At 59.6% G+C, this 24,401-nt stretch carries 25 protein-coding genes; 8 read left to right on the top strand and 17 right to left on the bottom strand.

Annotation, left to right across the window (positions count from 1 at the left end; translation table 11 throughout):
* Positions 1-311: 311 nt before the first annotated feature.
* Together puuR and puuD are read right to left on the bottom strand one after the other, a co-directional pair.
* Entirely contained in the window at positions 312-869 is a 558-nt protein-coding gene (gene puuR, locus AC3EMD_RS17445) for an HTH-type transcriptional regulator PuuR (RefSeq protein ID WP_002898590.1), read from the bottom strand.
* A gap of 25 nt (positions 870-894) precedes the next feature.
* Positions 895-1,647: a gamma-glutamyl-gamma-aminobutyrate hydrolase gene (gene puuD / locus AC3EMD_RS17440; protein ID WP_162494428.1), complete on the bottom strand. Its 753-nt coding sequence runs from the start codon at positions 1,645-1,647 to the stop codon at positions 895-897.
* Between the two features lie 225 nt (positions 1,648-1,872).
* Here puuD and AC3EMD_RS17435 point away from each other — a divergent pair, with 225 nt between their 5' ends.
* Positions 1,873-3,294 (top strand): glutamine synthetase family protein, encoded by a 1,422-nt coding sequence (locus tag AC3EMD_RS17435; RefSeq protein WP_008805927.1) that lies wholly within the window; start codon positions 1,873-1,875, stop codon positions 3,292-3,294.
* 353 nt (positions 3,295-3,647) lie between these two features.
* The gene (locus tag AC3EMD_RS17430; RefSeq protein ID WP_071582675.1) at positions 3,648-5,039 is read left to right on the top strand and encodes an APC family permease; all 1,392 of its coding nucleotides are present in this window, start codon (positions 3,648-3,650) and stop codon (positions 5,037-5,039) included.
* A 119-nt stretch (positions 5,040-5,158) separates the two neighbouring features.
* Here AC3EMD_RS17430 and AC3EMD_RS17425 read toward each other — a convergent pair whose 3' ends face one another.
* The gene (locus AC3EMD_RS17425; protein ID WP_002898600.1) at positions 5,159-5,281 is read right to left on the bottom strand and encodes a small membrane protein; all 123 of its coding nucleotides are present in this window, start codon (positions 5,279-5,281) and stop codon (positions 5,159-5,161) included.
* A 256-nt stretch (positions 5,282-5,537) separates the two neighbouring features.
* Between AC3EMD_RS17425 and AC3EMD_RS17420 the strand changes: the two genes are divergently transcribed.
* On the top strand, positions 5,538-5,759 hold the full coding sequence (locus AC3EMD_RS17420) for a hypothetical protein (RefSeq protein WP_008805930.1): 222 nt from the start codon (positions 5,538-5,540) through the stop codon (positions 5,757-5,759).
* Between the two features lie 20 nt (positions 5,760-5,779).
* Here the strand turns inward: AC3EMD_RS17420 and AC3EMD_RS17415 are convergent, their stop codons facing one another.
* A complete protein-coding gene (locus tag AC3EMD_RS17415) occupies positions 5,780-6,568 on the bottom strand; it encodes an SDR family NAD(P)-dependent oxidoreductase (protein WP_008805931.1) in 789 nt (262 codons plus the stop codon).
* A 115-nt stretch (positions 6,569-6,683) separates the two neighbouring features.
* Positions 6,684-7,133 (bottom strand): winged helix-turn-helix transcriptional regulator, encoded by a 450-nt coding sequence (locus AC3EMD_RS17410; protein WP_012542276.1) that lies wholly within the window; start codon positions 7,131-7,133, stop codon positions 6,684-6,686.
* A 152-nt stretch (positions 7,134-7,285) separates the two neighbouring features.
* Here AC3EMD_RS17410 and agp point away from each other — a divergent pair, with 152 nt between their 5' ends.
* The gene (agp, locus tag AC3EMD_RS17405) at positions 7,286-8,533 is read left to right on the top strand and encodes a bifunctional glucose-1-phosphatase/inositol phosphatase (protein ID WP_302073618.1); all 1,248 of its coding nucleotides are present in this window, start codon (positions 7,286-7,288) and stop codon (positions 8,531-8,533) included.
* Between the two features lie 68 nt (positions 8,534-8,601).
* Here agp and AC3EMD_RS17400 read toward each other — a convergent pair whose 3' ends face one another.
* The 3 genes from AC3EMD_RS17400 to AC3EMD_RS17390 form a co-directional block, all read right to left on the bottom strand.
* Positions 8,602-8,829 (bottom strand): YccJ family protein, encoded by a 228-nt coding sequence (locus AC3EMD_RS17400; protein WP_002898701.1) that lies wholly within the window; start codon positions 8,827-8,829, stop codon positions 8,602-8,604.
* A gap of 20 nt (positions 8,830-8,849) precedes the next feature.
* Positions 8,850-9,446: an NAD(P)H:quinone oxidoreductase gene (wrbA, locus tag AC3EMD_RS17395; protein ID WP_002898704.1), complete on the bottom strand. Its 597-nt coding sequence runs from the start codon at positions 9,444-9,446 to the stop codon at positions 8,850-8,852.
* Between the two features lie 216 nt (positions 9,447-9,662).
* Positions 9,663-9,794, bottom strand: a complete 132-nt coding sequence (locus tag AC3EMD_RS17390) for a hypothetical protein (protein ID WP_032409988.1) — start codon at positions 9,792-9,794, stop codon at positions 9,663-9,665.
* Positions 9,795-9,881: 87 nt separating this feature from the next.
* Here AC3EMD_RS17390 and AC3EMD_RS17385 point away from each other — a divergent pair, with 87 nt between their 5' ends.
* The gene (locus AC3EMD_RS17385; RefSeq protein WP_002898708.1) at positions 9,882-10,055 is read left to right on the top strand and encodes a con-10 family general stress protein; all 174 of its coding nucleotides are present in this window, start codon (positions 9,882-9,884) and stop codon (positions 10,053-10,055) included.
* Positions 10,056-10,217: 162 nt separating this feature from the next.
* Positions 10,218-11,156, top strand: a complete 939-nt coding sequence (locus AC3EMD_RS17380) for a DMT family transporter (protein ID WP_004183619.1) — start codon at positions 10,218-10,220, stop codon at positions 11,154-11,156.
* Between the two features lie 405 nt (positions 11,157-11,561).
* Here the strand turns inward: AC3EMD_RS17380 and rutG are convergent, their stop codons facing one another.
* From rutG to rutA, 7 genes are read right to left on the bottom strand one after another with little or no spacing between them, the layout of a single operon-like run.
* Entirely contained in the window at positions 11,562-12,884 is a 1,323-nt protein-coding gene (gene rutG / locus AC3EMD_RS17375) for a pyrimidine utilization transport protein G (protein ID WP_004211313.1), read from the bottom strand.
* Between the two features lie 21 nt (positions 12,885-12,905).
* Positions 12,906-13,400 carry an NADH-dependent FMN reductase RutF gene (gene rutF / locus AC3EMD_RS17370; protein WP_004176611.1) on the bottom strand — a complete coding sequence of 165 codons (495 nt, stop codon included), beginning with the start codon at positions 13,398-13,400 and terminating at the stop codon, positions 12,906-12,908.
* Positions 13,401-13,410: 10 nt separating this feature from the next.
* Positions 13,411-14,001 (bottom strand): malonic semialdehyde reductase, encoded by a 591-nt coding sequence (locus AC3EMD_RS17365; protein WP_094641661.1) that lies wholly within the window; start codon positions 13,999-14,001, stop codon positions 13,411-13,413.
* A complete protein-coding gene (rutD, locus tag AC3EMD_RS17360) occupies positions 13,998-14,801 on the bottom strand; it encodes a pyrimidine utilization protein D (RefSeq protein ID WP_004179289.1) in 804 nt (267 codons plus the stop codon). The genes AC3EMD_RS17365 and rutD overlap by 4 nt, the downstream gene beginning before the upstream one ends.
* Positions 14,798-15,190, bottom strand: coding sequence for a pyrimidine utilization protein C (rutC, locus tag AC3EMD_RS17355; protein ID WP_002898877.1), 393 nt, complete (start codon positions 15,188-15,190; stop codon positions 14,798-14,800). The genes rutD and rutC overlap by 4 nt, the downstream gene beginning before the upstream one ends.
* Positions 15,183-15,893 (bottom strand): pyrimidine utilization protein B, encoded by a 711-nt coding sequence (gene rutB / locus AC3EMD_RS17350; RefSeq protein WP_004176609.1) that lies wholly within the window; start codon positions 15,891-15,893, stop codon positions 15,183-15,185. The genes rutC and rutB overlap by 8 nt, the downstream gene beginning before the upstream one ends.
* Positions 15,893-16,984 carry a pyrimidine utilization protein A gene (rutA, locus tag AC3EMD_RS17345; protein WP_004204507.1) on the bottom strand — a complete coding sequence of 364 codons (1,092 nt, stop codon included), beginning with the start codon at positions 16,982-16,984 and terminating at the stop codon, positions 15,893-15,895. Before rutA ends, rutB begins: the two co-directional genes overlap by 1 nt.
* Before the next feature lie 284 nt (positions 16,985-17,268).
* Between rutA and rutR the strand changes: the two genes are divergently transcribed.
* The gene (rutR, locus tag AC3EMD_RS17340; RefSeq protein WP_002898883.1) at positions 17,269-17,907 is read left to right on the top strand and encodes an HTH-type transcriptional regulator RutR; all 639 of its coding nucleotides are present in this window, start codon (positions 17,269-17,271) and stop codon (positions 17,905-17,907) included.
* Here the strand turns inward: rutR and AC3EMD_RS17335 are convergent.
* On the bottom strand, positions 17,904-18,299 hold the full coding sequence (locus tag AC3EMD_RS17335) for a lysozyme inhibitor LprI family protein (RefSeq protein ID WP_002898886.1): 396 nt from the start codon (positions 18,297-18,299) through the stop codon (positions 17,904-17,906). The genes rutR and AC3EMD_RS17335 overlap by 4 nt on opposite strands.
* Before the next feature lie 185 nt (positions 18,300-18,484).
* Positions 18,485-22,447 carry a trifunctional transcriptional regulator/proline dehydrogenase/L-glutamate gamma-semialdehyde dehydrogenase gene (gene putA / locus AC3EMD_RS17330; protein ID WP_302073616.1) on the bottom strand — a complete coding sequence of 1,321 codons (3,963 nt, stop codon included), beginning with the start codon at positions 22,445-22,447 and terminating at the stop codon, positions 18,485-18,487.
* A gap of 421 nt (positions 22,448-22,868) precedes the next feature.
* On the opposite strand from putA, the gene putP reads away from it, so the two are divergent.
* Positions 22,869-24,377, top strand: coding sequence for a sodium/proline symporter PutP (gene putP / locus AC3EMD_RS17325; RefSeq protein WP_008805945.1), 1,509 nt, complete (start codon positions 22,869-22,871; stop codon positions 24,375-24,377).
* Positions 24,378-24,401 lie beyond the last annotated feature (24 nt).

Raw genomic sequence — 24,401 nt, 5'->3', positions numbered from 1 at the left:
TTAAAAACATTATCGGCACATTAATCAGTTCGGCGTTTTCAGGCTGCACGGGGGCACTGCGCCGGGCGCAGGGCATAATGTATCCCCGGAGTTGAATACCGTTTTATTCCCCTGAATGGCGACAGGTTGTTTACAACCCGAATTATTCAGGAGCGAGTCGCCATTTACTGGCGTTAATTATTTCGGGGCCAACAGGAAATAATATTCCGTACGGCGCAGGCGTAATTACTACGATTTCTTCGCCGCGACGAAAATAGATTTTCCGCCGCGACAGGCCTGAAGAAAGCCTGAACCTCGTTCAGGCTAAATAATCAGAATGTGGTGGGGGTGTGGGCACTGATGATGCGGCAGATGCCTGCCGAGGTGTTGCTGAAGCTGTGCGGGATGCCGGTATTAATGGCATAGCTCTGTCCAGCCACCAAGTGATACGACTGACCGTTAATGGTCAGCACGATCTCACCTTCCAGTATGGTGCCTATCTCCTCACCCTGATGCTTAATTCTCTCCCCGGTCGTGGTTCCAGGCTGGTAAGTTTCAAAAATCATCGCCAGCGTACGGTTCGGATTTCCGTTATGAACCAGCTTCATGGAAACGCCCTGACTTCCCATCTCAATCAGGTCATCCTGATTAATGACCACCTGGGGTTCGTCCGGCTTTTCGGGTTCAGAAAAGAATTCCGAGAGCGACAGCCCATAGACTTTCAGCAGCTTTTGCAGCGTACTGATGGCAGGACTGACTTTGTCCTGCTCTATGGTGCTGATGGCACTATGTGTCAACCCAGACAGTTCGGCGGCACGACGCTGTGAGAGACCCAGCTGTTGGCGGATCTCTGACAGACGTTTCCCTGGCGCCAGTCCGTCATCGCTCATATTTGCATTTCCTTAACGGTAGTGGTCAGCGCCGCCGCTTTTCAGCATGATGGCCCTGACAGGCGGTGATAAAACCATCAAACAACATACGCGACAGGGCGTATTCGCTACTGTTCCATTCAGGATGCCACTGTACGCCCAACGCGAAAGGATGATCGTTCACGCTGACCGCTTCCACCAGTCCATCCGGCGCTCGCGCCTCCACGCGCAGCTGCGGACTCAGGGTTTTTGCCCCTTGCCCATGTAGCGAGTTTACCCAAAACGTGTTGCAGCCCGGTATCAATTGCGACAGCAATCCTCCTTCCTGAACCTCAACCTGATGGGACGGCGCATACTGCTGCTCGACGGGCAGTTCAGGATCTTCACGATGTTCAAGGAGCTCAGGCTGCTCGAACAGACGACGATACAGAGTCCCGCCGGTGGCGACAACCAGTTCCTGCAGTCCACGACAGATGGCGAAAATGGGGATGCGCCTTTCGAGCGCGGCGTTAATCAGCGCCATGCTCAGAAGATCACGCCCGGGGTCGGCGTCAGGCTCATCGCCGTTTTCACCATAAAGGTGCGGCTGCACATTACTGGGGCTGCCTGGCAGGTAAATCCCGTCCAGTTTATCGACTAACGCGTTCAGCAGCTCCGGCTCCGCCAGCGCATGCGGCAGGGCGATCGGCAGTCCGCCGTGGTTAACAATGGCATTCAGGTACTTTTCTTGCAGAGTCTGGGTCTGGTGACCCTTAAGCCTGTTTCTACACATCACGACGCCAATAACTGGCTTGTACATTATATTTTCCATGATCGCCCTCACAAAGTGGACTAAATTATGACCGCTATAGCGGGTTTAACGGCCATATCGTTCAATATTTTCTCAATCTAGCAGTGGAAATAGCCCTTTGCAAACTTAATTTAACATTTGACAAACAATTTATTTGCATACACAGTCGATGGGGTGGACATTATATTTAACGGTCTGAGCACAGGACCGAAACCCAACCAACGGCGGTGAATCATGGAAACCAATATCGTAGAAGTTGAGAACTTTGTTCAGCAGACGGAAGAGAGACGGGTCAGCGCGTTCGCGAAAGAAGTGAAGCGCTACCTCGAAACCTACCCCGATACCCAGTATGTCGATGTCCTCCTTACCGACCTGAACGGCTGCTTCCGCGGCAAGCGCATTCCGGTTGCCGGCCTGAGCAAACTGGAGAAAGGCTGTTATTTCCCGGCCTCGGTGTTTGCAATGGATATTCTTGGCAATGTGGTGGAAGAGGCCGGCCTGGGTCAGGATATGGGCGAACCGGATCGCAGCTGCATTCCGGTACCCGGCACCTTAACGCCTTCGGCGGCTGACCCACAATCGATAGCCCAGGTACAGCTGACCATGGTTGATGAAGATGGCGCTCCCTTTGACGTTGAGCCGCGGAACGTACTCAACCGCCTCTGGCAGCAGTTGCGCCAGCGCGGGCTGTTCCCCGTGGTAGCGGTAGAGCTGGAGTTCTATTTACTGGACCGCAAACGCGACGCCGAAGGCTACCTCCAGCCGCCGTGCGCGCCGGGCACCGACGATCGCAACACCCAAAGCCAGGTCTACTCCGTCGATAACCTGAACCACTTTGCCGACGTGCTTTATGACATCGACGAGCTGGCCAAACTGCAGCTGATCCCCGCCGACGGCGCGGTGGCGGAAGCCTCGCCGGGCCAGTTTGAAATCAACCTTCACCATACCGATAACGTGCTGGATGCCTGCGATGATGCGCTGGCGTTAAAACGTCTCGTGCGTTTAATGGCGGAGAAGCATAAGATGCACGCCACTTTTATGGCGAAGCCTTATGAAGAGCATGCGGGCAGCGGGATGCACATCCACATCAGCATGCTGAACAATAAAGGGGAAAACGTGCTGGTGGACGGCGACGGGGAAGACTCTGTGCTGCTCAAACGCGCGCTGGCCGGGATGATCGATCTGATGCCGGCCTCGATGGCGCTGCTGGCGCCGAACGTGAACTCGTATCGCCGCTTCCAGCCGGGGATGTACGTCCCGACGCAGGCTTCGTGGGGGCATAACAACCGCACCGTGGCCTTGCGTATTCCGTGCGGCGAGCGGCAGAACCACCGCGTCGAGTATCGCGTGGCGGGTGCGGACGCCAACCCGTATCTGGTGATGGCGGCGATTTTTGCCGGCATTCTGCACGGGCTGGATAACCCCCAGCTGCCTTTGCAGGAAGAGGTGGAAGGTAACGGTCTGGAACAAGAGGGCCTGCCGTTCCCGATCCGCCAGAGCGATGCGCTGTGGGAGTTTATGCAGAACGATCATCTGCGCGAGCGCCTCGGTGAGCGTTTCTGCCACGTTTTCCATGCCTGTAAGCATGATGAATTACTGCAGTTTGAGCGTCTTATCACAGAAACCGAAATTGAGTGGATGTTGAAAAACGCCTGATGGTCGCCCCGCGAGGGGCCCATGAGTTTGGTAATCAGTAGCATCATACGGCCTGAGCGGAGCCTGGTCGTCCTTTTTGCTGGGAGCCCAGCCATTTCCCGGATGTCGCGTTAAGGAGCGCAGGCGGCAACGGGGCTTCAGTTAACGACACAGTGTGTGACGAGGAAATGAGATGATGCAGATGTTCAAATATCCGCAGGGAGAGGGAGGCCGCTCAGGCCGCATGGAATGCCAGCCAGCTACCGCTCACCGGTCCGTCTTACCCTTTTATCTATGCCTTACCCCTTTGCTAAGCAGGTTTGTCACGCGGACGTTGGGTCCGCAAACTGTTAACAGCAAGGGGGGAATGGGCGATGGCTATTAATCTTCCTGTGCATAACGCCGCTCAGGCGGGCAGACCACGCCTGCGTAAATCCCTCAAACTCTGGCAAGTGGTGATGATGGGGCTGGCCTATCTGACGCCGATGACGGTGTTTGATACCTTCGGCATCGTCTCCGGCATCAGCAATGGCCACGTACCGGCGTCTTATCTGTTGGCGCTGGCCGGGGTGCTGTTCACCGCCATCAGCTACGGCAAACTGGTGCGTCAGTTCCCGGAAGCCGGTTCCGCCTATACCTACGCGCAAAAATCCATCAGTCCGCACGTCGGTTTTATGGTCGGCTGGTCGTCGCTGCTCGATTATCTGTTTCTGCCGATGATCAACGTCCTGCTGGCGAAGATCTATCTCTCGGCGCTGTTCCCGGAGGTGCCGCCATGGGTGTGGGTGGTCACCTTTGTCGCCATTCTGACCGCCGCGAACCTGAAAAGCGTTAACCTGGTGGCCAACTTCAACACCCTGTTCGTGCTCGTGCAGATTTCGATCATGGTGGTGTTTGTCATTCTGGTGGTGCAGGGGCTGCACAAAGGCGAGGGGGTGGGGACCGTCTGGTCGCTGCAGCCGTTTATCAGCCAGAATGCGCATCTGATCCCGATTATTACCGGCGCGACGATTGTCTGCTTCTCGTTTCTCGGCTTCGACGCGGTGACCACGCTGTCGGAAGAGACCCCTGACGCCGCACGGGTGATCCCGAAAGCGATTTTTCTTACTGCGATGTACGGCGGCATTATTTTCATCGTCGCGTCGTTCTTTATGCAGCTGTTCTTCCCGGATATTCATCGCTTTAAAGACCCCGATGCCGCGCTGCCGGAGATTGCGCTGTACGTGGGCGGCAAGCTGTTCCAGTCGATTTTCCTCTGCACCACCTTTGTTAACACCCTGGCATCGGGCCTGGCCTCGCATGCCAGCGTCTCCCGTCTGCTGTACGTGATGGGCCGCGACAACGTCTTCCCGGAGCGCATTTTTGGCTATGTGCATCCGAAATGGCGTACCCCGGCGCTGAACGTGATTATGGTGGGTATTGTCGCGCTGTCGGCGCTGTTCTTCGACCTGGTGACCGCCACGGCGTTGATCAACTTCGGCGCGCTGGTGGCGTTCACCTTCGTAAATCTGTCGGTGTTCAACCACTTCTGGCGGCGCAAGGGGTATAACAAAACCTGGAAGGATCGGCTGCACTATCTGCTGTTGCCGATGGTCGGCGCGTTGACGGTGGGCGTGCTGTGGATCAACCTCGAGGCCACCTCGCTAACGCTCGGCCTGGTGTGGGCGGCGCTTGGCCTGCTGTACCTGGCTTACCTGACCCGACGCTTCCGTAAACCGCCGCCGCAGTTCGATGCCACCAAAGCGGAGCAGGCCTGGGAGTCATAAACGTTTGATGCTGCGCTTGAACCAAGGCAGGCCCACAGGCCTGCCTTGGTTTTTGGTTCGGTAAGGGACAGTACAGGACGGTAAAGAAATCAGCAGAAAACGGCGGGGAACGGAAGGTATTATTTCTTCTTTTTATGGACAGGTAACTGACTGGCGCGCCGCTCTTTGAGGTACGACACCAGGCTGTAGATGGCGACGCCCAGCAGCGCCACCGCGACGATAAAGAGAATAAGACCCGACATAGACCAACCTAATATTCTGTTTAGAAAGGGAAAAAGATACAGGGCTCTGTTTGAAGATAACATCGGGATATGTCTGAAAGATGACGCCTCATCGCGAGAATATCCGGCGGCGGGGTTGTGATAAAATATTTCCCGCAGGAATGTGACCGCCCGGGTTTCACCTGAAAGGATGTAACACTCCGTTAAGTGATTTTACAGAAGTGCGGCGTACAGCGGGTTACGCTGACCGCGAATAAGAACGATCTGAGAGTCAGTCATGTATAAGAAATCCCTCAGCCTGCTGGGCGTGGTGCTGGCGCTGTCTGCCTTTGCCAGCCAGGCTGAAAGTGAACGTCAGGCGAGCCGCGAGCAGATCGTGGAGCAGGTCCTCAAGCCGTGTGAAGGCAAAAAAGCGGGCGATAAGGTGGTGATCACCGATCGCCGCGGCGGCGAGCACGAGGCCATTTGTACCCTGACGGCGGTTCCGCTACCGGAGTAATGTCCGCCGCAAGGTGCCGCTTAGCGATACCGCGGCGCAGGCTGTCCGGTTCGTGCGCTGGTAAACAGCGCCAGTCTGGACTGCTCAAAAGCCTCCCACAGTCCCAGGTCATGAACCGGTGGTAAGGTGACCTGTTCCCCCATCTCCAGTCCCCTGAGAGCGGCGTCCACCAGATCCTCTGTGGTCATCACCGTGCCGGTGGGCAGGGCGTTCAACGCCACGCCGGAGGTCGGCCAGAGATCGGTGGCGGTCGCCGCCGGCAATACCGCCTGAATACGCACGCCGCTGTCGGCAAACTCATCCTGCAGACCGCGGGTGAAGCTCAACACCCAGGCTTTACTGGCGCTGTAGACCGCGCTACCTGGCAGCGTATGTAGCGCGAGGATGGAGGCAATATTAATGAGCGTTCCCCGGCGTCGTGGGATGAAAGCGGCCAGCGCGGCATAGCTCAGGCGCAGCAGCGCCGTGGTATTGAGCGTATGAATCGCCTGATGCTCGCGTGGCGTACTGGCGAGAAAACCCGCCATTTTCGCGGTGCCGGCGTTGTTAATGAACAGGTCGATGGCGGGATCCTGCTGCAGACGCTGCTCTACGGCGGCAATCCCGTGCTCTTCGCTAAGATCGGCTTTGAGGATGCTGGCCTGGATGGCGTAGCGCGCCTGCAGCTGGTCGGCGAGCGCCAGCAGCCGGTCTTCACGACGGGCGGCGAGGATCAGGTTGTAGCCGCGGGCGGCGAGTCGTTCGGCATAGATCGCGCCGATACCTGAGGACGCGCCAGTGATAAAAGCAGTGTGCGATGGTTGGGTCATGAGAATTGCCTCGTAAAAGGTTGCATTATTAAACCAAATTCAGCATGAGATATTAGGTTTAATAATGCAACCATTTTGTCCGGACTTTTTCATTTTTGCCTGCCGCGGGCAGCGTTTAGTCGTTCAGCGGAATAGCGATGGTGATGTCTGCCGGGGCCAGCTCACGGCCATCCGCCGCCTGCAGGACCAGCTTACGCAGGGGCTGGCGCTGCTGACGGTCAATGAGCCGGGTCGCCGGTTCGTCGGGCTCGAACAGATAGTCGTCTGCCCACTGGGAGAGGGCGACCAGCACCGTCTGCAGGGCACGGCCCTTGTCGGTCAGGACATACTCCTGCCAGGCGCTGCCATCGGAGGCCGGCTGCAGGCGCAGGATGCCTTCATCCACCAGCATTTTCAGCCGCCCGGCGAGCATGTTTTTGGCAATACCGAGGTTTTTCTGGAATTCGCTAAACCGGCGCACCCCGCGTAGAGCATCGCGGACGATCAGCAGCGACCACCAGTCGCCGATAACATCGAGGGAGCGGGCGATAGGGCAACAGCTGTTTTCCAGACGGGTACGTTTCACGAAAGCCTCCAGGTTAATTGTTTCATTATAAAACTCTTTGCCCGGCAGGGGAAATTTTCGGCTACGGTCTAAGTTTGCGAGCGATTACCAGGAAAAATGTCATAAATCCGTCACAATTAACGCGATGATAATAAACGACTAAGGATGAAGGGATGAAAAAACGTCTACTTGCCGCCGCCGTTGCCGGCGCGGTGATGTTATCCGCTGGCGCTCAGGCGCAGGACTCGGCCGCCCCGGAGGGGTATCAGCTGCAGCAGGTGCTGATCATGAGCCGTCACAACCTGCGTGCGCCGCTGGCCAATAACGGCAGCGTGCTCGAGCAGTCCACCGCCAAGGCCTGGCCGCAGTGGGATGTGCCGGGCGGCCAGCTGACCACCAAAGGCGGCGTGCTGGAGGTGTATATGGGCCACTATATGCGCGAATGGCTGGCGCAGCAGAAGCTGGTGACCAGCGGCGAGTGCCCACCGGAAAACGCGGTTTACGCCTATGCCAACAGCCTGCAGCGTACCGTCGCCACCGCGCAGTTCTTTATCACCGGCGCGTTCCCGGGCTGCGGCATCCCGGTGCATCACCAGCCTCAGATGGGCACCATGGACCCGACCTTCAACCCGGTTATTACCGACGACTCCCCGGCGTTTCGCGAGAAAGCGCTGCAGGCGATGGAAAAAGAGCGCCAGGGAATGCAGTTGACCGAGAGCTACAAGCTGCTGGAGACGATGATCGATTACCGCAACTCGCCCTCCTGCAAAGAGAAGAAGGTCTGTTCCCTGAGCGAGGGTAAAGATACCTTTAGCGCCGGTTATCAGCAGGAGCCGGGAGTGTCCGGACCGTTGAAGGTGGGCAACTCGCTGGTAGACGCCTTCACCCTGCAATATTATGAAGGCTTCCCGAAAGATCAGGTGGCGTGGGGGGAGATCGCCAGCGATAAGCAGTGGCAAGTGCTGTCGAAGCTGAAAAATGGCTATCAGGATAGTCTGTTTACCTCGGTGGCGGTGGCGCAAAACGTCGCCAAACCGCTGGTTAAATATATCGATAACGCGCTGGTGGGCGAGGGAGCCAGCAAGGCGAAAGTCACGCTGCTGGTGGGACACGACTCGAATATCGCTTCGCTGCTCACCGCCCTGGACTTTAAGCCCTATCAACTTCCCGGCCAGTATGAGCGCACTCCTATCGGCGGCAAACTGCTGTTTCAGCGCTGGCATGACAGCGCCGGCAATCTCGATCTGATGAAGATTGAGTATGTCTATCAAAGTACCGAGCAACTGCGTAACGCCGACGCGTTAACCCTGCAGGCCCCGCCGCAGCGGGTCACTCTGGCGCTTAACGGCTGTCCGGTTGATGACCAGGGATTCTGCCCGCTGGAGACCTTTAAAAAGGTGATCAACGAGGCGGCGAAATAACGAAAAAAACCCGGAGCACTCCGGGTTTTTTTAGCAGGTTAGGATGAGCCCAGGTGGGGATAAACCTCCTAGACGTTTTTACGCTCAATCGTCTGTTCGCCCCAGAACAGGCTGTCTTTATCGGTTTTGGCAAAGGCCAGCGCCAGCACTTCGTCGCTGCCTTCCTCCCAGATTTGCTCCGCCAGTTTCTCATCGTAGTGGGCGACTTCGAAAATCGCCTCGGCAATTTCCGGTGAGGTGTTACGTAAACTTGCCCATTCGCCGACGCGATGTGCTTTTGCTTCTTGAGTTGGCATAGTGCTCCTCCTGCAGAAGATTAGCCGTGCAGTTTAACGGCCAGTTTGGCGACATGTTCACCCTGATAGCGGGCGATGGCTAACTCTTCCTCGCTCGGCTGCCGCGAGCCGTCGCCGCCGGCGATGGTGGTTGCGCCATAAGGGGTACCGCCGCGTACCTGGGAGATATCGAATAGCTCCTGGGCGCCATAGCCGATCGGGACGATGATCATGCCGTGGTGGGCCAGCGTCGTCCAGGTCGAGGTAATGGTTTGTTCCTGGCCGCCGCCGGTACCGGTTGAGCTAAATACGCTGGCGATTTTGCCATACAGAGCGCCGGACGCCCACAGACCGCCGGTTTGATCGAGGAAAGTACGCATCTGACCGGACATGTTGCCGAAGCGCGTCGGGGTACCAAAGATGATGGCGTCATACTCTGCCAGCTCCTGCGGCGTGGCGACGGGCGCGTTTTGCGTTTTCCCGCCTGCTTTGGCGAATGCTTCAGCCTGCATGGTTTCCGGCACGCGCTTCACAACCACCTCAACGCCGTCCACCCGGTTCGCCCCATCGGCGACGGCGTGAGCCATGGTTTCAATGTGTCCATACATGGAATAATAAAGCACCAGAATTTTAGCCATTTCCATCACTCCTCGGTTGCATTATAAGCCAGCAAAATAGCTGGTACCTTTAAAGATAAAGCCTCCGCCGGAGAGTGCAAATCCAACGGGCATTTGTTTGATTTATAACAAAATGACAAAGCGTTATTTACTTTTCCTTGCACCGCGCGGCCTGAAAGGAAGTGAAGGAGGAAGCGTTGCGCCTGCTATTTTGGCCGCTGCGGCGAGGATGTAGCATCAGGATACATTTTTGCTGACTATTTTTTCTTCGCCAGCAGAGTCGGTTAGAAGCTGTTCGCGGCGCGAGGAAGCTTTTTTCGCCTGGCTTTGTTTCTGGATATTACATTCGCCGCCGTCAGCCGCAGTCATTCACTAACCTTATAGATACGCGGCAGGACAGCGGCGTCGCCGCTCCCGCGTAATGCACTATGATGTCTAACCTAATGGAGGTCAGTAATGGCAAACCATCGTGGCGGTTCGGGCAACTTTGCTGAAGACCGTGAAAGAGCATCAGAAGCAGGACGTAAAGGTGGCCAGCATAGCGGGGGGAATTTTAAAAATGACCCTCAGCGCGCCTCAGAGGCTGGCAAAAAAGGGGGTAAAAACAGTCATGGTAGTCGTGAAAGTTAACGCGCGACTCGCACTGTTCTCTTTGATGCGGCGTTAATCTCCCCGACCCAACCGCATCGCCCTCGCCGCCGGCATCTGCCGGCGGTTTTTTTATCTGTCGGTGGTTGCGCTCCCGCCGGGCGGATTGCACACTGGTCGCCCGTTAATCGTCATGGCTGTCTTATGTCTTCGTTAAAATTCTCCGTTAGCCGCCAGGAAGCGCTCCTTATCATGATCACCATGTTCTGGGGAGGGACGTTCCTTGCCGTACAGTACGCGGTGAGCCTCAGCGGGCCGCTGTTTTTTGTCGGTTTGCGTTTCGCGACCGCCGCGCTGGCGGTGGGCCTGCTTTCGCTGCGCACTCTGCGCGGTCTGACGTGGCTGGAGGTGAAGGCCGGGGTAGCGATTGGCGTGGCGATTGCGCTGGGGTATGGCCTGCAGACCTGGGGACTACAGACCATCTCCAGCAGTAAATCTGCCTTTATCACCGCGATGTATGTGCCGCTGGTGCCGCTGCTGCAGTGGCTGTGCCTGGGACGTATGCCGGGGGTGATGTCCTGCGTGGGGATTGTGCTGGCCTTTATTGGTTTAATTCTGCTGGCCGGGCCGGAAAATAATCTGCTGGCGCTTGGCGTGGGGGAGATGATCACTCTGGCAAGCGCGGTGGCGATCGCGGCGGAGATTATCCTTATCAGCGCCTGGGCCGGAAAAGTCGATGTCCGCCGGGTGACGGTGGTGCAGCTGGCGACCGCGTCGCTGGTGGCTTTCGCCGCCATGAAGCCGGCAGGTGAATCGGTGCCGTCGTTGACGCCGGCCCTGCTCGGCGTCGCGCTGGGGCTGGGGATTTTCAGCGCGATCATTCAGGTGACCATGAACTGGGCGCAGCGCAGCGTCTCGCCGACGCGGGCCACCCTTATTTATACCGGTGAACCGGTATGGGCCGGTATTTTTGGCCGGCTGGCCGGTGAGCGTCTGCCGCTGCTGGCCCTGCTCGGCTGCGTTTTGATCCTCGCGGGGGTGCTGGTGAGCGAGCTGAAGTGGAAGCGCAAGTCGCCGCCGCAGGTTTCCACAAACGACGATGCGCAGCCGCTCACGGACCTGGCCGATCGCCGCGAGCCATAATATTTTCCTTCTGACCCGACAGCGGCGCTTATCCTGGCTGGTACTCGTCCGGCTCTGATTGTCTCCAGGCCCGCGCAAGCGCAGCGCCGCCGGGCGATGGCTCTAGGCACGGCGTCGCTTTTATGCCGGGTGGCGGCTGCGCCTTACCCGGCCTACGTTCGTACGACCTGCCGTTAATTTATTCACCATTGTTGCTGAAACTGCCGGTGCTGACGGCCTCAAAATCGCTGAGACCTTCCCGGAAGGCCGTGGCAGTCTCCAGGCCCGGCAAGCGCAGCGCCGCCGGGCGGTCAGGTTCCGTGCCCGTGGTGGTGCCGGATGGCGGCATAAATGCCTTATCCGGCCTACAGGATCACACCACCCAGGCCCACACCGCTCCCTGCGCCAACGCCGCGCTAATGTGGCTTACACCGGCGTTACCCTGGCCTCCTTCGCCTCGCGCGTCCCGCGATGAAGCAGCGCGTGCAGCAGGATCGCCCCGAAGGTGGCCGTGCCAATCCCGCCCAGCGTAAAGCCGCCCAGCGACAGCGCGAAATCGCCGGCGCCCAGCACCAGGGTCACCGACACCATGATCAAATTGCTGTTTTGACTCAGATCCACCCGGTTTTGCACCCAGATCCGCGCCCCGGCGACGGCAATTAAGCCAAAGACCACGATCGAGGCGCCGCCGATCACCGGCCCGGGAATGGTGTGGATTAATGCGCCGAACTTCGGCGAGAAACCCAACAGCATGGCAATCAGCGCCGCGGCGACAAACACCAGCGTTGAGTAGACCTTGGTCACCGCCATGACGCCGATGTTCTCCGCATAGGTGGTGACCCCGCTGCCGCCCACCGAACCGGAGAGCATGGTCGCCAGCCCGTCGCCGACGAAGGCGCGCCCCATGTACGGGTCCATATTGCGCCCGGTCATCCCGGCGACGGCCTTCAGGTGCCCGAGGTTCTCGGCCACCAGGATCACCGCGACCGGCGCAATCAACATCATCGCCTGGCCGTTAAAGGATGGGGTGGTAAAGTGCGGCAGCCCGAACCACGCCGCCTGGGCGAGGGGGGAGAAGTCCAGCGGTTTGCCAAGGCCCAGGCCGTTAGCCAGCAGGGCGTACAGCGCGCAGGCGACGATCAGGCCGACCAGGATCAGCAGTCGCTGCAGCATCCCGCGGGTAAATACCGCCACTATGCCGATGCAGAGCACAGTTAACACCGCCATCCAGCTGTCGAAGGCGCTGGCGGAGACGCTGCGCACGGCAATCGGCGCCAGGTTCAGGCCGATAGCCATCACCACCGCGCCGGTCACCACCGGCGGCATCAGGCGCTCGATCCAGCGGGTGCCGATCTTCATCACCACCAGACCAATCAGGGTGTAGACCAGCCCGCAGGCGATGATCCCGCCAAGGGCGACGCTCAGATGAGGGTTCAGCCCCTGGCCGTTAAAGCCGGTAATGGCGATCACCACCCCGACAAAAGCGGCGCTGGAGCCGAGATAGCTCGGCACCCGTCCGCCGGTGACGACAAAGAACAGCAGGGTGCCGACGCCCGACATCAGAATAGACAGGTTCGGGTCGAGCCCCATCAACAACGGCATCAGCACCGTCGCGCCGAACATCGCAACGGCGTGCTGCACGCCCATCACCAGCGTTTGCCCGGCCGACAAGCGTTCATCGGGGGCGACAACGCCGGATTCGGCGGCAGGAGAGGTCAGCTTCCAGCGAGGAAAATCGAAGAGTGCCATGATGATATCCCGGGTTAAAGGTTAACAAGCGGGTCGCATAAGCGTGTGATAGCCGCGGTCAAACCACATCAGTCCCCGGGGCTCCGGGTGACGGGTAATGGCCACGACGTGACAAAACAGAATGTCGTGCGTCCCGACGCTGACGCGCTGGTCGATGCGGCAGTCAAAGCTGACCAGAGCCGCCTCCAGCCGCGGACAGCCGGTGGCGCCAGTCTGCCAGTCGGCGGCGGCAAAACGCTCGTCCATTGCCGTTTTACCGCCAAACAGTGTCGACAGGGCCTCCTGTCCGGCCGCCAGGGTATTGACGCACAGCGTGTGGTGTTCGCTGAACACCGGCCACACCGAAGCCGAGCGGTTCAGGCAGACCAGCAGGGTCGGCGGCGTGTCGGTAACGCTGCAGACCGCGCTGGCGGTGAACCCCGCCCGGCCCGCCGGGCCATCGGTGGTAATAATGTTAACCGCGGCGCCGACGTGGGCCATGGCGTCACGGAAACTCGCTTTGTCCGTTAACTCCATCGTAAACTCCTTATGCCAGCAGGCAGGCTTCATCAAAGGACAGGCGCGGCAGGCGGCCGTACAGCTTGCCGGGGTCGCCATAGCCGATGTTCACCAGCAGGTTGCTTTTCCAGCCGTTGTCGGCAAAAAATGCCGCGTCGACTTTTTCCCGGTCAAAACCGGACATTGGCCCGGTGTCGAGGCCCAGCGCCCGGCAGGCAAAAATCAGATACGCCGCCTGCAGGGAGCTGTTGCGAAACGCGGTCTCTTCCGCCAGCTGCGGGCTGGAGGTAAACCAGATGCGGGCGTCACCGTGGGGAAACAGGGTCGGCAGCCGGTCGTAGAAGGCGCTATCCCACGCCACGATGGCGGTCACCGGCGCCTGCATGGTTTTCTGCAGATTGCCGCTGGAGAGCGTCGGGCGAAGTTTCTCTTTGCCTTCCGCGCTGCGCACGAACACGATGCGCGCTGGAGAACAGTTGGCGGAAGTCGGCCCCATTTTCATCAGGTCCCAGACGGCCTGCAGCTGCGCATCGCTCACCGGCTTATCCAGCCAGCCGTTGTGGGTCCGGGCCTGGGTAAACAGCGTCTCGCAGGCCGTGTGGTTTATCGCGTCGTTCATCGGGTCTCCCTGGCGACCGGCAGCATAGCGGACAGCCCGTCGCGTAAAATGGTATTAAAGGTATCGGCGTCGGTGACGTTACAGGCATGTCCGCCCCACGGCATTTCCACGAGCTGGCTGCCGGGGATCGCCGTCTGCAGCACGCGGGAGCAGGAGGCGGGGACCAGCAGGTCGTCAGCGGCGCTGATAATCAGCGTCGGGCAGGCGATGGCCGACGCACGGCGTGAAAAATCAGCCTGCTTCAGGGCCTGTAGCCGCTTCAGCAGATTCTCTTTGCCCTGAAAATGGCTGATGGCAAGCGCATCTTCCGCTTCGAGGCGCGGCAGGCGCGCGGCCATCCATTCCGCCGGGTAGAGAAATAGCGGCTGCGCTTCGACCCACGCCTGTGCGCCGCCGGCATGCAGCAGACGCTCGCGCACCTGGAAGCAGCGGCGGGTATGCGGCGACAGCGACAGCCAGCCGTTGACCAGCGCCAGGGCGCTCACCGCCTCGGGGCGATCGAGCGCCAGCTGCAGGCCAATCAGCGCCCCCAGGGCGTGGCCCACCAGCGCGAAGCGGGCGATCCCCGCCGCTTGCAGAGCGCTGAACAGCTCCCCGGCCATCGTCGCCAGGCTGTAGTCGGCGGGCAGCGGACCGGCGTTCTCCCCGGTCCCGTTATGGTCATAACTCACCAGCTGATACTGTTCCTCCAGCGCCGCGCGCTGCGCCAGCCAGTAGCCGCCGCCCCCGCCCAGACCGGCGCTGAGGACCACCACCGGCGCGCCGGGCCACGGAGCCGGAGCAATATTGAGCCTCATCATGTCGGGGTACCGATATGGGCGACGCTGGCGATTTCCACCAGCGCATCGGGCTTCACCAGTCCGCACTGAATGCAGAAGCGCGCCGGTTTATCGCCGGGGAAGAACTCGGCGTAGACCTCGTTAATCGCGGCGTAATTTGTCCAGTCGGTGATAAAGATGCTGTTGAAAGTCACATCCGCCATACTCCCGCCCGCCGTTTCGATAACGCTCCTGATGGTCTCCAGCACGTGGCGGGTTTGCGCCTTTGGGTCGCCGATGTGCACCACATTGTTTTGCTTATCAAACGGCAGGGTGCCCGAGACGTAGACCACCCCGTCGGCGAGCGTCCCCGGAACAAAGGGGGCAATCGGCGCGGTGGTGCCTGGCGGAATAATCACCTGTTTAGGCATAACGTTTCTCCTTGGCTAAAGCCAGCGGGGCGGCGGGGGACAGCGCGTGGCAGAAGCTCTCGACGTCGCTGACCCAGCCGAAAAAGGTTTCAATATTGAACAGCGCCGCCTGCTGGGCGAAGGCCGGGCCGGCCTGATGGGTGGCATCCTCCAGCACGATGCCGAAGTATTCGAGAAAGAAGCCATCGCGCAGCGTCGATTCGACGCAGACGTTGGTGGCGATCCCGGTGAACACCAGGTGGCGTATGCCGCGGCTGCGCAAAATGCTGTCGAGCGGGGTGTTAAAGAAGCCGCTGTAGCGCGGTTTCGGCAACACGATATCGCCTTCCTGCGGCGTCAGCTCGTCCACCAGCTGATAATCCCAGCCGCCTTTCGCCAGCAGCTTGCCCTGCAGCTCCGGACGCTGACGCATCGTTTTCAGCGCGTTGGATTTGTGATAGTTCGGCGAGCCCGGGCCGCCGGCTTCAACATACTGGTCATCCCAGCCATTCTGGAACCAGATAATCAACATACCCGCGGCGCGAGCGGCGGCGACGGCGGTATTAATATTGTCGATAACCGGCCGGGTAGCGGAGACGTCAAAGCCGGCGAGATCCAGATAACCGCCCTGGCTGGCGTAGGCGTTCTGCATATCGACCACAATCAGCGCGCTCTGCTGCGGCGCGAAGGTCAGGGATTCCGGGCGAGCGGGAAGGGTAATCATCAGGCCACCTCACGGGTAACAGGAGCAATGTGGTCCCGGCAGCGCATCAGCGGCTGAATGCGTTCGCCAAAGGCGTCGATGCCGGCAAGAAAATCATCAAAGGTCAGCAGCACGCCGTCGGTGCCGGGCACGCTCGCCACTTCATCGAGCATCCGCGCGACGCTGGCATACGATCCGACCAGGGTGCCCATGTTAATGTTGACCGCCGAGGTGGGGTCGGCCATCTGGCGCACGTTGGTATCGCTGCCGGAGCGGGTATCTTTCTGACTCTGCTCGGTGAGCCACGCCAGCGCTTCTTCATCGGCGCCCGCTTTGTAATGTTCCCATTTGGCGCGCGCCGCCTCGTCGGTTTCGTCGGCGATCACCATGAACAGCACATAGGACCCCACGTCGCGGCCGGTTTTTTCCGCCGCCTGCATCATGCGTGCGGCGGTCGGGGCAAAGGCCGTTGGCGTGTTGACCCCTTTGCCAAAGCAAAAGTTGTAGTCCGCATGCTGGGCGGAGAAGGCCATCCCGGCATCGCTCTGCCCGGCGCAGATCACCTTCATCGGCTGCGACGGGCGCGGGCTGACACGGCAGTCGTTCATGGTGAAGTAGTCGCCTTTGAAATCGCTGCGCCCGGTGCCCCACAGGTCACGGAGCACCTGGACGTATTCGGTGAGATAGTCATAGCGGCTGGCGAAATAGTCATCTCCCGGCCACATGCCCATCTGGTCATATTCCGGTTTTTGCCAGCCGGTCACCAGATTGACGCCAAACCGGCCGCCGGAGATGGAGTCGATAGTGGAGGCCATCCGGGCGACAATCGCCGGCGGCAGCGTCAGGGTGGCGGCGGTGGCGTAGATCTGGATCTTCGAGGTCACCGCGGCCAGGCCGGCCATCAGGGTGAAGGACTCCAGGTTGTGATCCCAGAATTCAGTTTTCCCGCCGAAGCCGCGCAGTTTGATCATGGAGAGCGCGAAGTCGAAATGGTAGTGCTCGGCCTTCTGCACGATGGCCTTATTCAGTTCAAAGGTCGGCATATACTGCGGGGCATGGGTGGAGATCAGCCAGCCGTTGTTGCCAATGGGAACGAAAACACCAATTTTCATACCTACCTCTCTGCAGTCATGGAAGATGGGTTGCGATGGTGCGGCATCCTGCCTCTCCCTGGACCACCTCGCAGAAAAGGTAAAGCAAAGGCGATGCCAGTTTTATAAATGCTAATGTTATTAATGTGTTACTTTTGAGTTGCTAAAAAGGACGATAAAAAAGTGGACTGGATGGTCAAAATCAGTGCACGAAAAAACGGCAGTCATGCGCAATCAGGGTGCATGGGGTCGTGTCGGCGCAGGGCTTTTGCTATGCTGGTGGCGTCAACTGAAGGAGAGGATGTATGGCACAGGGCGCGGTGAAGAAAAGCGGCAAACGTTCACAAGCGGTCAGCGCCAAAAAGGAGGCCATCCTGGCCGCCGCGCTGGAGGCATTTTCGCAATTTGGTATTCACGGTACGCGGCTGGAGCAGGTGGCTGAGCGCGCCGGGGTATCGAAAACCAATCTGCTCTATTACTACCCTTCGAAAGAGGCGCTGTATGTGGCTGTCCTGCAGCAGATCCTCGCCATCTGGCTGGCGCCGCTGAAGGCCTTTCGTGAGGATATCAGCCCGCTGGTGGCGATCCGCGAATATATTCGCCTGAAGCTGGAAGTGTCCCGCGATCACCCCCAGGCCTCGAAGCTCTTCTGCCTCGAGATGCTGCAGGGGGCGCCGCTGCTGATGGGCGAACTGACCGGGGATCTGAAAGCGCTGGTCGACGAAAAATCGGCGATAGTCTCCGGCTGGATCGACCGCGGCAAGCTGGCGCCGGTCGATCCACAGCATTTAATCTTTATGATCTGGGCTACCACCCAGCATTACGCCGACTTCGCCACCCAGGTGGAGGCGGTCACCGGCGCCACGCTGCAGGATGCGGCCTTTTTTGAACAAACGGTCGATAATGTCCAGCGGATGATTATCGAAGGCATTCGCGTCCGTTAATTGGCGGGCGGCAGCGGGCAGCTTTGATCGCCATCCTCGCACTGTAGCAGCGAGGCGAGGAAAGACTCCCGCTCCACGCTCTTATCGGTCATGCACTGGCTGACCAGCATTGGCTGCATGCTGCCGCCTTCGGCGCCGGACGCGAGAAAGGCGCAGTCGGCGTCGCGTAAGGCGATCCATGCCTGCTGCGCCTGCTTCAGTAATGTTTGTTGTTTACCCACCGCCCGCTGCAGGGCCTGCTGCCATGTGTCGTTCAGTTTTTTATCGGCCGCCTGATACTGCGCGGCCGCGCACTGATTCATTTCGGTTTGGGTGTTGGCGCTGCTGCACTCGTCCGCCAGCGCCGCGCCGCTGGCCAGCAGGGCCATCACGGCAAATAACGTGCGTTTCATTGTTCTGCTCCCATAAAAAAGGCTCCCGTCCGGGAGCCTTAATTAAACACAGCTGACGTCGGCTGTCATTAGCTGATCGCAGCGCAGACTGATTGCCCGGATGGCGGCGCACCGCGCCTTATCCGGGCTACCCTTTGGCGGTGGTAGGTAGCCCCGGTAAGCGCAGCGCCACCGGGGAGCCCGTTTTAGCCGATGGTCATCAGGCTGGCGTTACCGCCTGCCGCCGCGGTGTTAACGCTCAGCGAACGCTCGATATACAGCCGCTCCAGCAGCAGATTGGTTTCGCCGCGGGCGAAGCCCTGCACGGAGACAATCGCCCCATCGCGCGCCGCCACCTGCTCGCACAGCTCGCGCAGCTGGTCGGAATCGCCGTGGTAGATAACCGCGTCGAAGGCCTGGGCAGGCAACTGCTCCGCTTTGGCAAAGCGAATGCGCTCGCTGACCTCCCGCGGCAGTTTCTTCGCCAGATCGCGCTGCAGGGCGCTGTCCGGCCACAGTACTTCACAACCCACCGCCAGCACAGCCGCCAGCTGGATCAGCGCATCCTGTTCGTTATCCGCTACGCACAGCACGCGCTCGCGCGGCATCAGCGTCAGGGTGTTGCGCTCGCCGGTTGGCCCCGGCAGCAGGCGTTGAGTGCCGCTTTGCGCCTGCTCGCTGTACTGCTGGCACAGCGCCTGCAGCTCAGGACGGCCCGCGGCCCACTGCTGCAGCGCCTGCAGCGGTTTTTCCAGCAGCGTTTTCAGCTGGGCGTCCAGCGGACGCTCTGCATCCTGGCGGGCGAAGGTCACGCCAACCGCGTCCTGCGGACGGCTGGAGAGCAGACGGTACAGATACAGCGGACCGCCGGCTTTCGGACCGGTACCGGACAGCCCTTCGCCGCCGAACGGCTGAACGCCGACCACCGCGCCAACCATATTGCGGTTGACGTACAGGTTGCCCACCTTGGCGCTGCCGGTGACCTGGGCGATGGTTTCGTCGATACGGGTATGCACGCCGAGGGTCAGGCCGTAGCCAGAGGCGTTAATCTGCTCGACCAGTTTGTCCAGCTCGTTACGGTTATAGCGCACCACGTGCAGTACCGGGCCGAAGACCTCTTTTTTCAGCTCGTCGAAGCTGTCGAGCTCGATAAGCGTCGGCGGCACGAAGGTCCCGTGACGCCATTCGCGGGCGTCTTCGCTATTCTCACGCACCGCCTGGTAGACGGTGCGGCCTTTGGCGCGCATCGCCTGAATATGGCGTTCGATATTCTCTTTCGCTTCCGCATCGATAACCGGACCGATATCGGTGGTCAGGCGCCCCGGATTGCCCATCCGGCACTCGCTCATGGCGCCGCGCAGCATGGTTAAGGTGTGATCGGCGACCTCTTCCTGCAGGCAAAGCACGCGCAGGGCGGAGCAGCGCTGGCCAGCGCTGTCGAACGCGGAAGCCAGCACGTCGATCACTACCTGCTCGGTGAGCGCCGACGAATCGACGATCATCGCGTTCATCCCGCCGGTTTCGGCGATCAGCGGCGTCGGGCGGCCCTGGGGATCGAGGCGGCTGGCGATATTGCGCTGCAGCAGGGTGGCCACTTCGGTGGAGCCGGTGAACATCACGCCGCGTACGCGCTCATCGGAGGTTAGCGCGGCGCCCACGGTCTCCCCGCGGCCCGGCAGCAGTTGAATAACGCCCGGCGGCACGCCGGCTTCCAGCAGAATCGCCACGCCCTGGGCGGCGATAAGCGGCGTCTGCTCGGCAGGTTTCGCCAGCACGCTGTTGCCGGCCGCCAGCGCGGCGGCAATCTGGCCGGTGAAGATCGCCAGCGGGAAGTTCCACGGGCTGATACAGACCACCGGACCCAGCGGGCGGTGAGTTTCATTATCGAAATCGTCGCGCACCTGGCCGGCGTAATAGTGCAGGAAGTCAACGGCTTCGCGCACTTCAGCGATGGCGTTGCTGAAGGTTTTACCCGCCTCGCGCACCAGGATCCCCATCAGGGTCGGCATCTGGCTTTCCATCAGCACCGCGGCGCGCTCAAGAATGGCGGCGCGCTCCTGCGGCGGAGTGGCGAACCAGATCGGCGCATTGTTGATAGCGCTGGTCAGCGCCTGCTGCACTTCAGCGCCGCTGGCTTCGCGGACGTAGCCGACGATATCTTTCGGCTCTGCCGGGTTAACCACCGGCTGCATCTCGCCTTCGGCCACCGGCTGCTCCAGCATCGGCAATGCCTGCCATTTATGCAGCGCGCTGTTGAGCAGGGAAGAGGAGAGGGAGGCCAGACGGTGCTCGTTCGCCAGATCGAGACCGGCGGAGTTGCTCCGGCCGCTGCCGTAGAGATCGCGCGGCAGCGGGATTTTCGGATGCGGCAGGCCGGCCTGGCCTTCCTGCTGCGCCAGTTTTTCTACCGCGCTGACCGGGTCGGCCACCAGCTCGTCCAGCGGCAGGGTATTGTCCGCGATACGGTTGACGAAAGAGGTATTGGCGCCGTTCTCCAGCAGACGACGCACCAGATACGCCAGCAGCGTCTCGTGGGTGCCCACCGGGGCGTAGATCCGGCACGGACGGTTCAGTTTGCCGTCGGCGACCTTGCCCACCACCTGCTCGTACAGCGGTTCGCCCATGCCGTGCAGGCACTGGAACTCATACTGGCCCGGGTAGTAGTTCTGGCCCGCCAGCTGGTAGATAGCCGCCAGAGTATGAGCGTTATGGGTGGCGAACTGCGGGTAAATCAGGTTCGGCACCGCCAGCAGCTTCTTAGCGCAGGCGAGGTAGGAGACGTCGGTGTAAACCTTGCGGGTGTATACCGGATAGCCTTCGAGACCTTCCATCTGCGCGCGTTTAATTTCGCTATCCCAGTAGGCGCCTTTCACCAGACGGATCATCAGGCGACGGCGGCTGCGGGTGGCGAGGTCAATCAGGTAATCAATGACAAACGGACAGCGCTTCTGGTAGGCCTGAATCACGAAGCCAATCCCGTTCCAGCCGGCCAGTTCCGGCTCGAAGCACAGTTTTTCCAGCAGGTCGAGGGAGATCTCCAGACGGTCTGCCTCTTCGGCGTCAATATTGATGCCGATGTCATACTGGCGCGCCAGCAGGGTCAGCGATTTCAGCCGCGGGTAAAGCTCTTCCATCACCCGGTCATACTGCGCGCGGCTGTAGCGCGGGTGCAGCGCGGAGAGCTTAATGGAGATACCCGGACCTTCATAAATGCCGCGGCCGTTGGAGGCTTTGCCGATGGCATGGATCGCCTGCTGATAAGAAACCATATAAGCCTGGGCGTCAGCGGCGGTCAGGGCGGCTTCGCCGAGCATATCGTAGGAGTAGCGGAACCCTTTTTCTTCCAGCTTGCGGGCGTTGGCCAGCGCTTCGGCGATGGTTTCCCCGGTGACGAACTGCTCGCCCATCAGGCGCATCGCCATATCCACGCCTTTGCGGATCAGCGGTTCGCCGCTCTTGCCGATGATGCGGTTCAGGGAGCGGGAGAGGCTGGTCTCGTTATGGGTCGACACCAGTTTTCCGGTGAACAGCAGCCCCCAGGTGGCGGCGTTGACGAACAGCGACGGGCTGCGGCCGATGTGCGACTGCCAGTTGCCGTTGCTGATTTTGTCGCGGATCAGCGCATCGCGGGTGGCTTTATCCGGAATACGCAGCAGGGCTTCCGCCAGGCACATCAGCGCCACCCCTTCCTGTGAAGAGAGGGAGAACTCCTGCAGCAGGCTCTGCACCATGCCGGCGCGGCCGCTGGCGGTTTTCTGGTTGCGCAGTTTTTCCGCCAGCTGATACGCCAGCTTGTGCGCCTGTTCGCCCAGCGGCTGCGGCAGACGGGCCTGCTCCAGCAGCATCGGTACCGCGTCGGTTTCCGGACGTCGCCAGGCGGCGGTGATCGCCGCGCGGCTCACCGACTGCGGCAGGATCTGCTCGGCGAATTCGAGGAACGGCTGATAGGGCTCTTCCGTTGGTTCGCTGGCGTCATCGCTTTCGTTGGCGGCCCCGGAGAGCAGGGCCGGCAGCTCAGGCAGCGTCTCGTCGTTCTCCAGTTTTTCCAGATAATTAAAGATGGCCTGCTTAATCAGCCAGTGCGGCGTGCGGTCAATACGGCTCGCGGCGGATTTAATGCGCTCGCGGGTTGCGTCGTCAAGCTTAACACCCATGGTGGTGGTGCCCATGCTCAAAACTCCTGTCATTTATCGTTAGGCTTATGCGGTTGCATGGAAATATCCACTATGTTGCAACTTTGTGCAACCTTGTTAATTGTGGCTTGTGACGGAAGCCGTGAAATGGCGGATTTGTTAAAAATAATGCCTAAAATAGCAGAATTTTAACCCCGTGCTCATAGGGTATTTGTATGCGTGAGTTAACACTTTTGTTTGGTGCAACCTTTAAAAACGTGAGAGAGTGCAACCTCTAAAAAAATGACGTTTTGCGCTGTCGGGTTTTCGTGTAAATGCTGTGTTAAATCATTTGTGAAAAACCGAAGCTTCCGTCAGGATACGGTCGCCCAATTAAACAACGCACCATTACCCCGTTCCGGTAGTGGAAAAAAACGACGAAGCGGGATGCTGTCGATAAAAATTCTGGAGACTTTGCATGGCTATTAGCACACCGATGCTGGTGACATTTATTGTTTATATTTTTGGTATGGTTTTAATAGGGTTTATAGCCTGGCGTTCGACCAAAAACTTTGATGATTATATTCTCGGGGGGCGGAGTCTGGGGCCATTTGTGACCGCGCTTTCCGCCGGCGCCTCGGATATGAGCGGCTGGCTGCTGATGGGCCTGCCGGGCGCCATTTTTCTCTCCGGGATTTCCGAAAGCTGGATTGCCATTGGCTTAACGCTGGGGGCGTGGATTAACTGGAAGCTGGTAGCCGGGCGCCTGCGCGTGCATACCGAGGTGAATAATAACGCCCTGACGCTGCCCGATTATTTTACCGGCCGTTTTGAAGATAAAAGCCGGGTGCTGAGAATTATTTCAGCGCTGGTTATTCTGCTGTTCTTTACCATCTATTGTGCATCGGGAATTGTGGCGGGGGCGCGTCTGTTTGAAAGCACCTTCGGCATGAGTTATGAAACCGCACTGTGGGCCGGGGCGGCGGCGACGATTATCTATACCTTCGTCGGCGGTTTCCTCGCCGTCAGCTGGACCGACACCGTGCAGGCCAGCCTGATGATTTTTGCCCTGATCCTCACCCCGGTGATCGTGATTATTTCCGTCGGCGGCTTTGGGGATTCGCTGGAAGTCATTAAGCAAAAGAGCATCGAAAATATCGACATGCTCAAGGGGCTGAACTTCGTGGCGATTATTTCGCTGATGGGCTGGGGGCTGGGCTATTTCGGTCAGCCGCATATTCTGGCGCGCTTTATGGCGGCGGATTCGCACCACAGCATCGTCCACGCGCGTCGCATCAGTATGACCTGGATGATCTTGTGCCTGGCGGGCGCGGTGGCGGTCGGCTTCTTTGGTATCGCCTACTTCAATAACAACCCGAGCCTGGCGGGCGCGGTTAATCAGAATGCCGAGCGCGTGTTTATCGAACTGGCGCAAATCCTGTTTAACCCGTGGATTGCCGGGATCCTGTTGTCGGCGATTCTGGCGGCGGTGATGTCCACCCTGAGCTGTCAGTTGCTGGTCTGCTCCAGCGCAATCACCGAAGATTTGTATAAAGCCTTCCTGCGTAAAAACGCCGGCCAGAAAGAGCTGGTGTGGGTGGGCCGTATGATGGTGCTGGTGGTTGCCCTGGTGGCGATTGCCCTGGCGGCCAATCCGGAAAACCGCGTGCTGGGACTGGTGAGCTACGCCTGGGCTGGCTTCGGCGCCGCCTTTGGTCCGGTGGTGCTGTTCTCGGTGATGTGGTCGCGCATGACCCGTAACGGCGCGCTGGCCGGGATGGTGATTGGCGCCCTGACCGTGATCGTCTGGAAGCAGTTTGGCTGGCTGGGCCTGTATGAAATTATTCCGGGCTTTATCTTCGGTAGCCTGGGGATTGTGGTCTTTAGCCTGCTGGATAAAGCGCCGTCGGCCAGCATGCAGCAGCGCTTCGCCGAAGCGGATGCCCATTATCATACGCCGCCGCCGGTACGCGCCACGGCTGAGTAAGGTCATCTGACGCTCACGAGCCCG

The sequence above is a fragment of the Klebsiella sp. PK18 genome, from assembly GCF_057784655.1.
The sequence above is the reverse complement of the archived record's forward strand: the minus strand, read 5'-3'. Positions and strand labels throughout refer to the sequence as shown.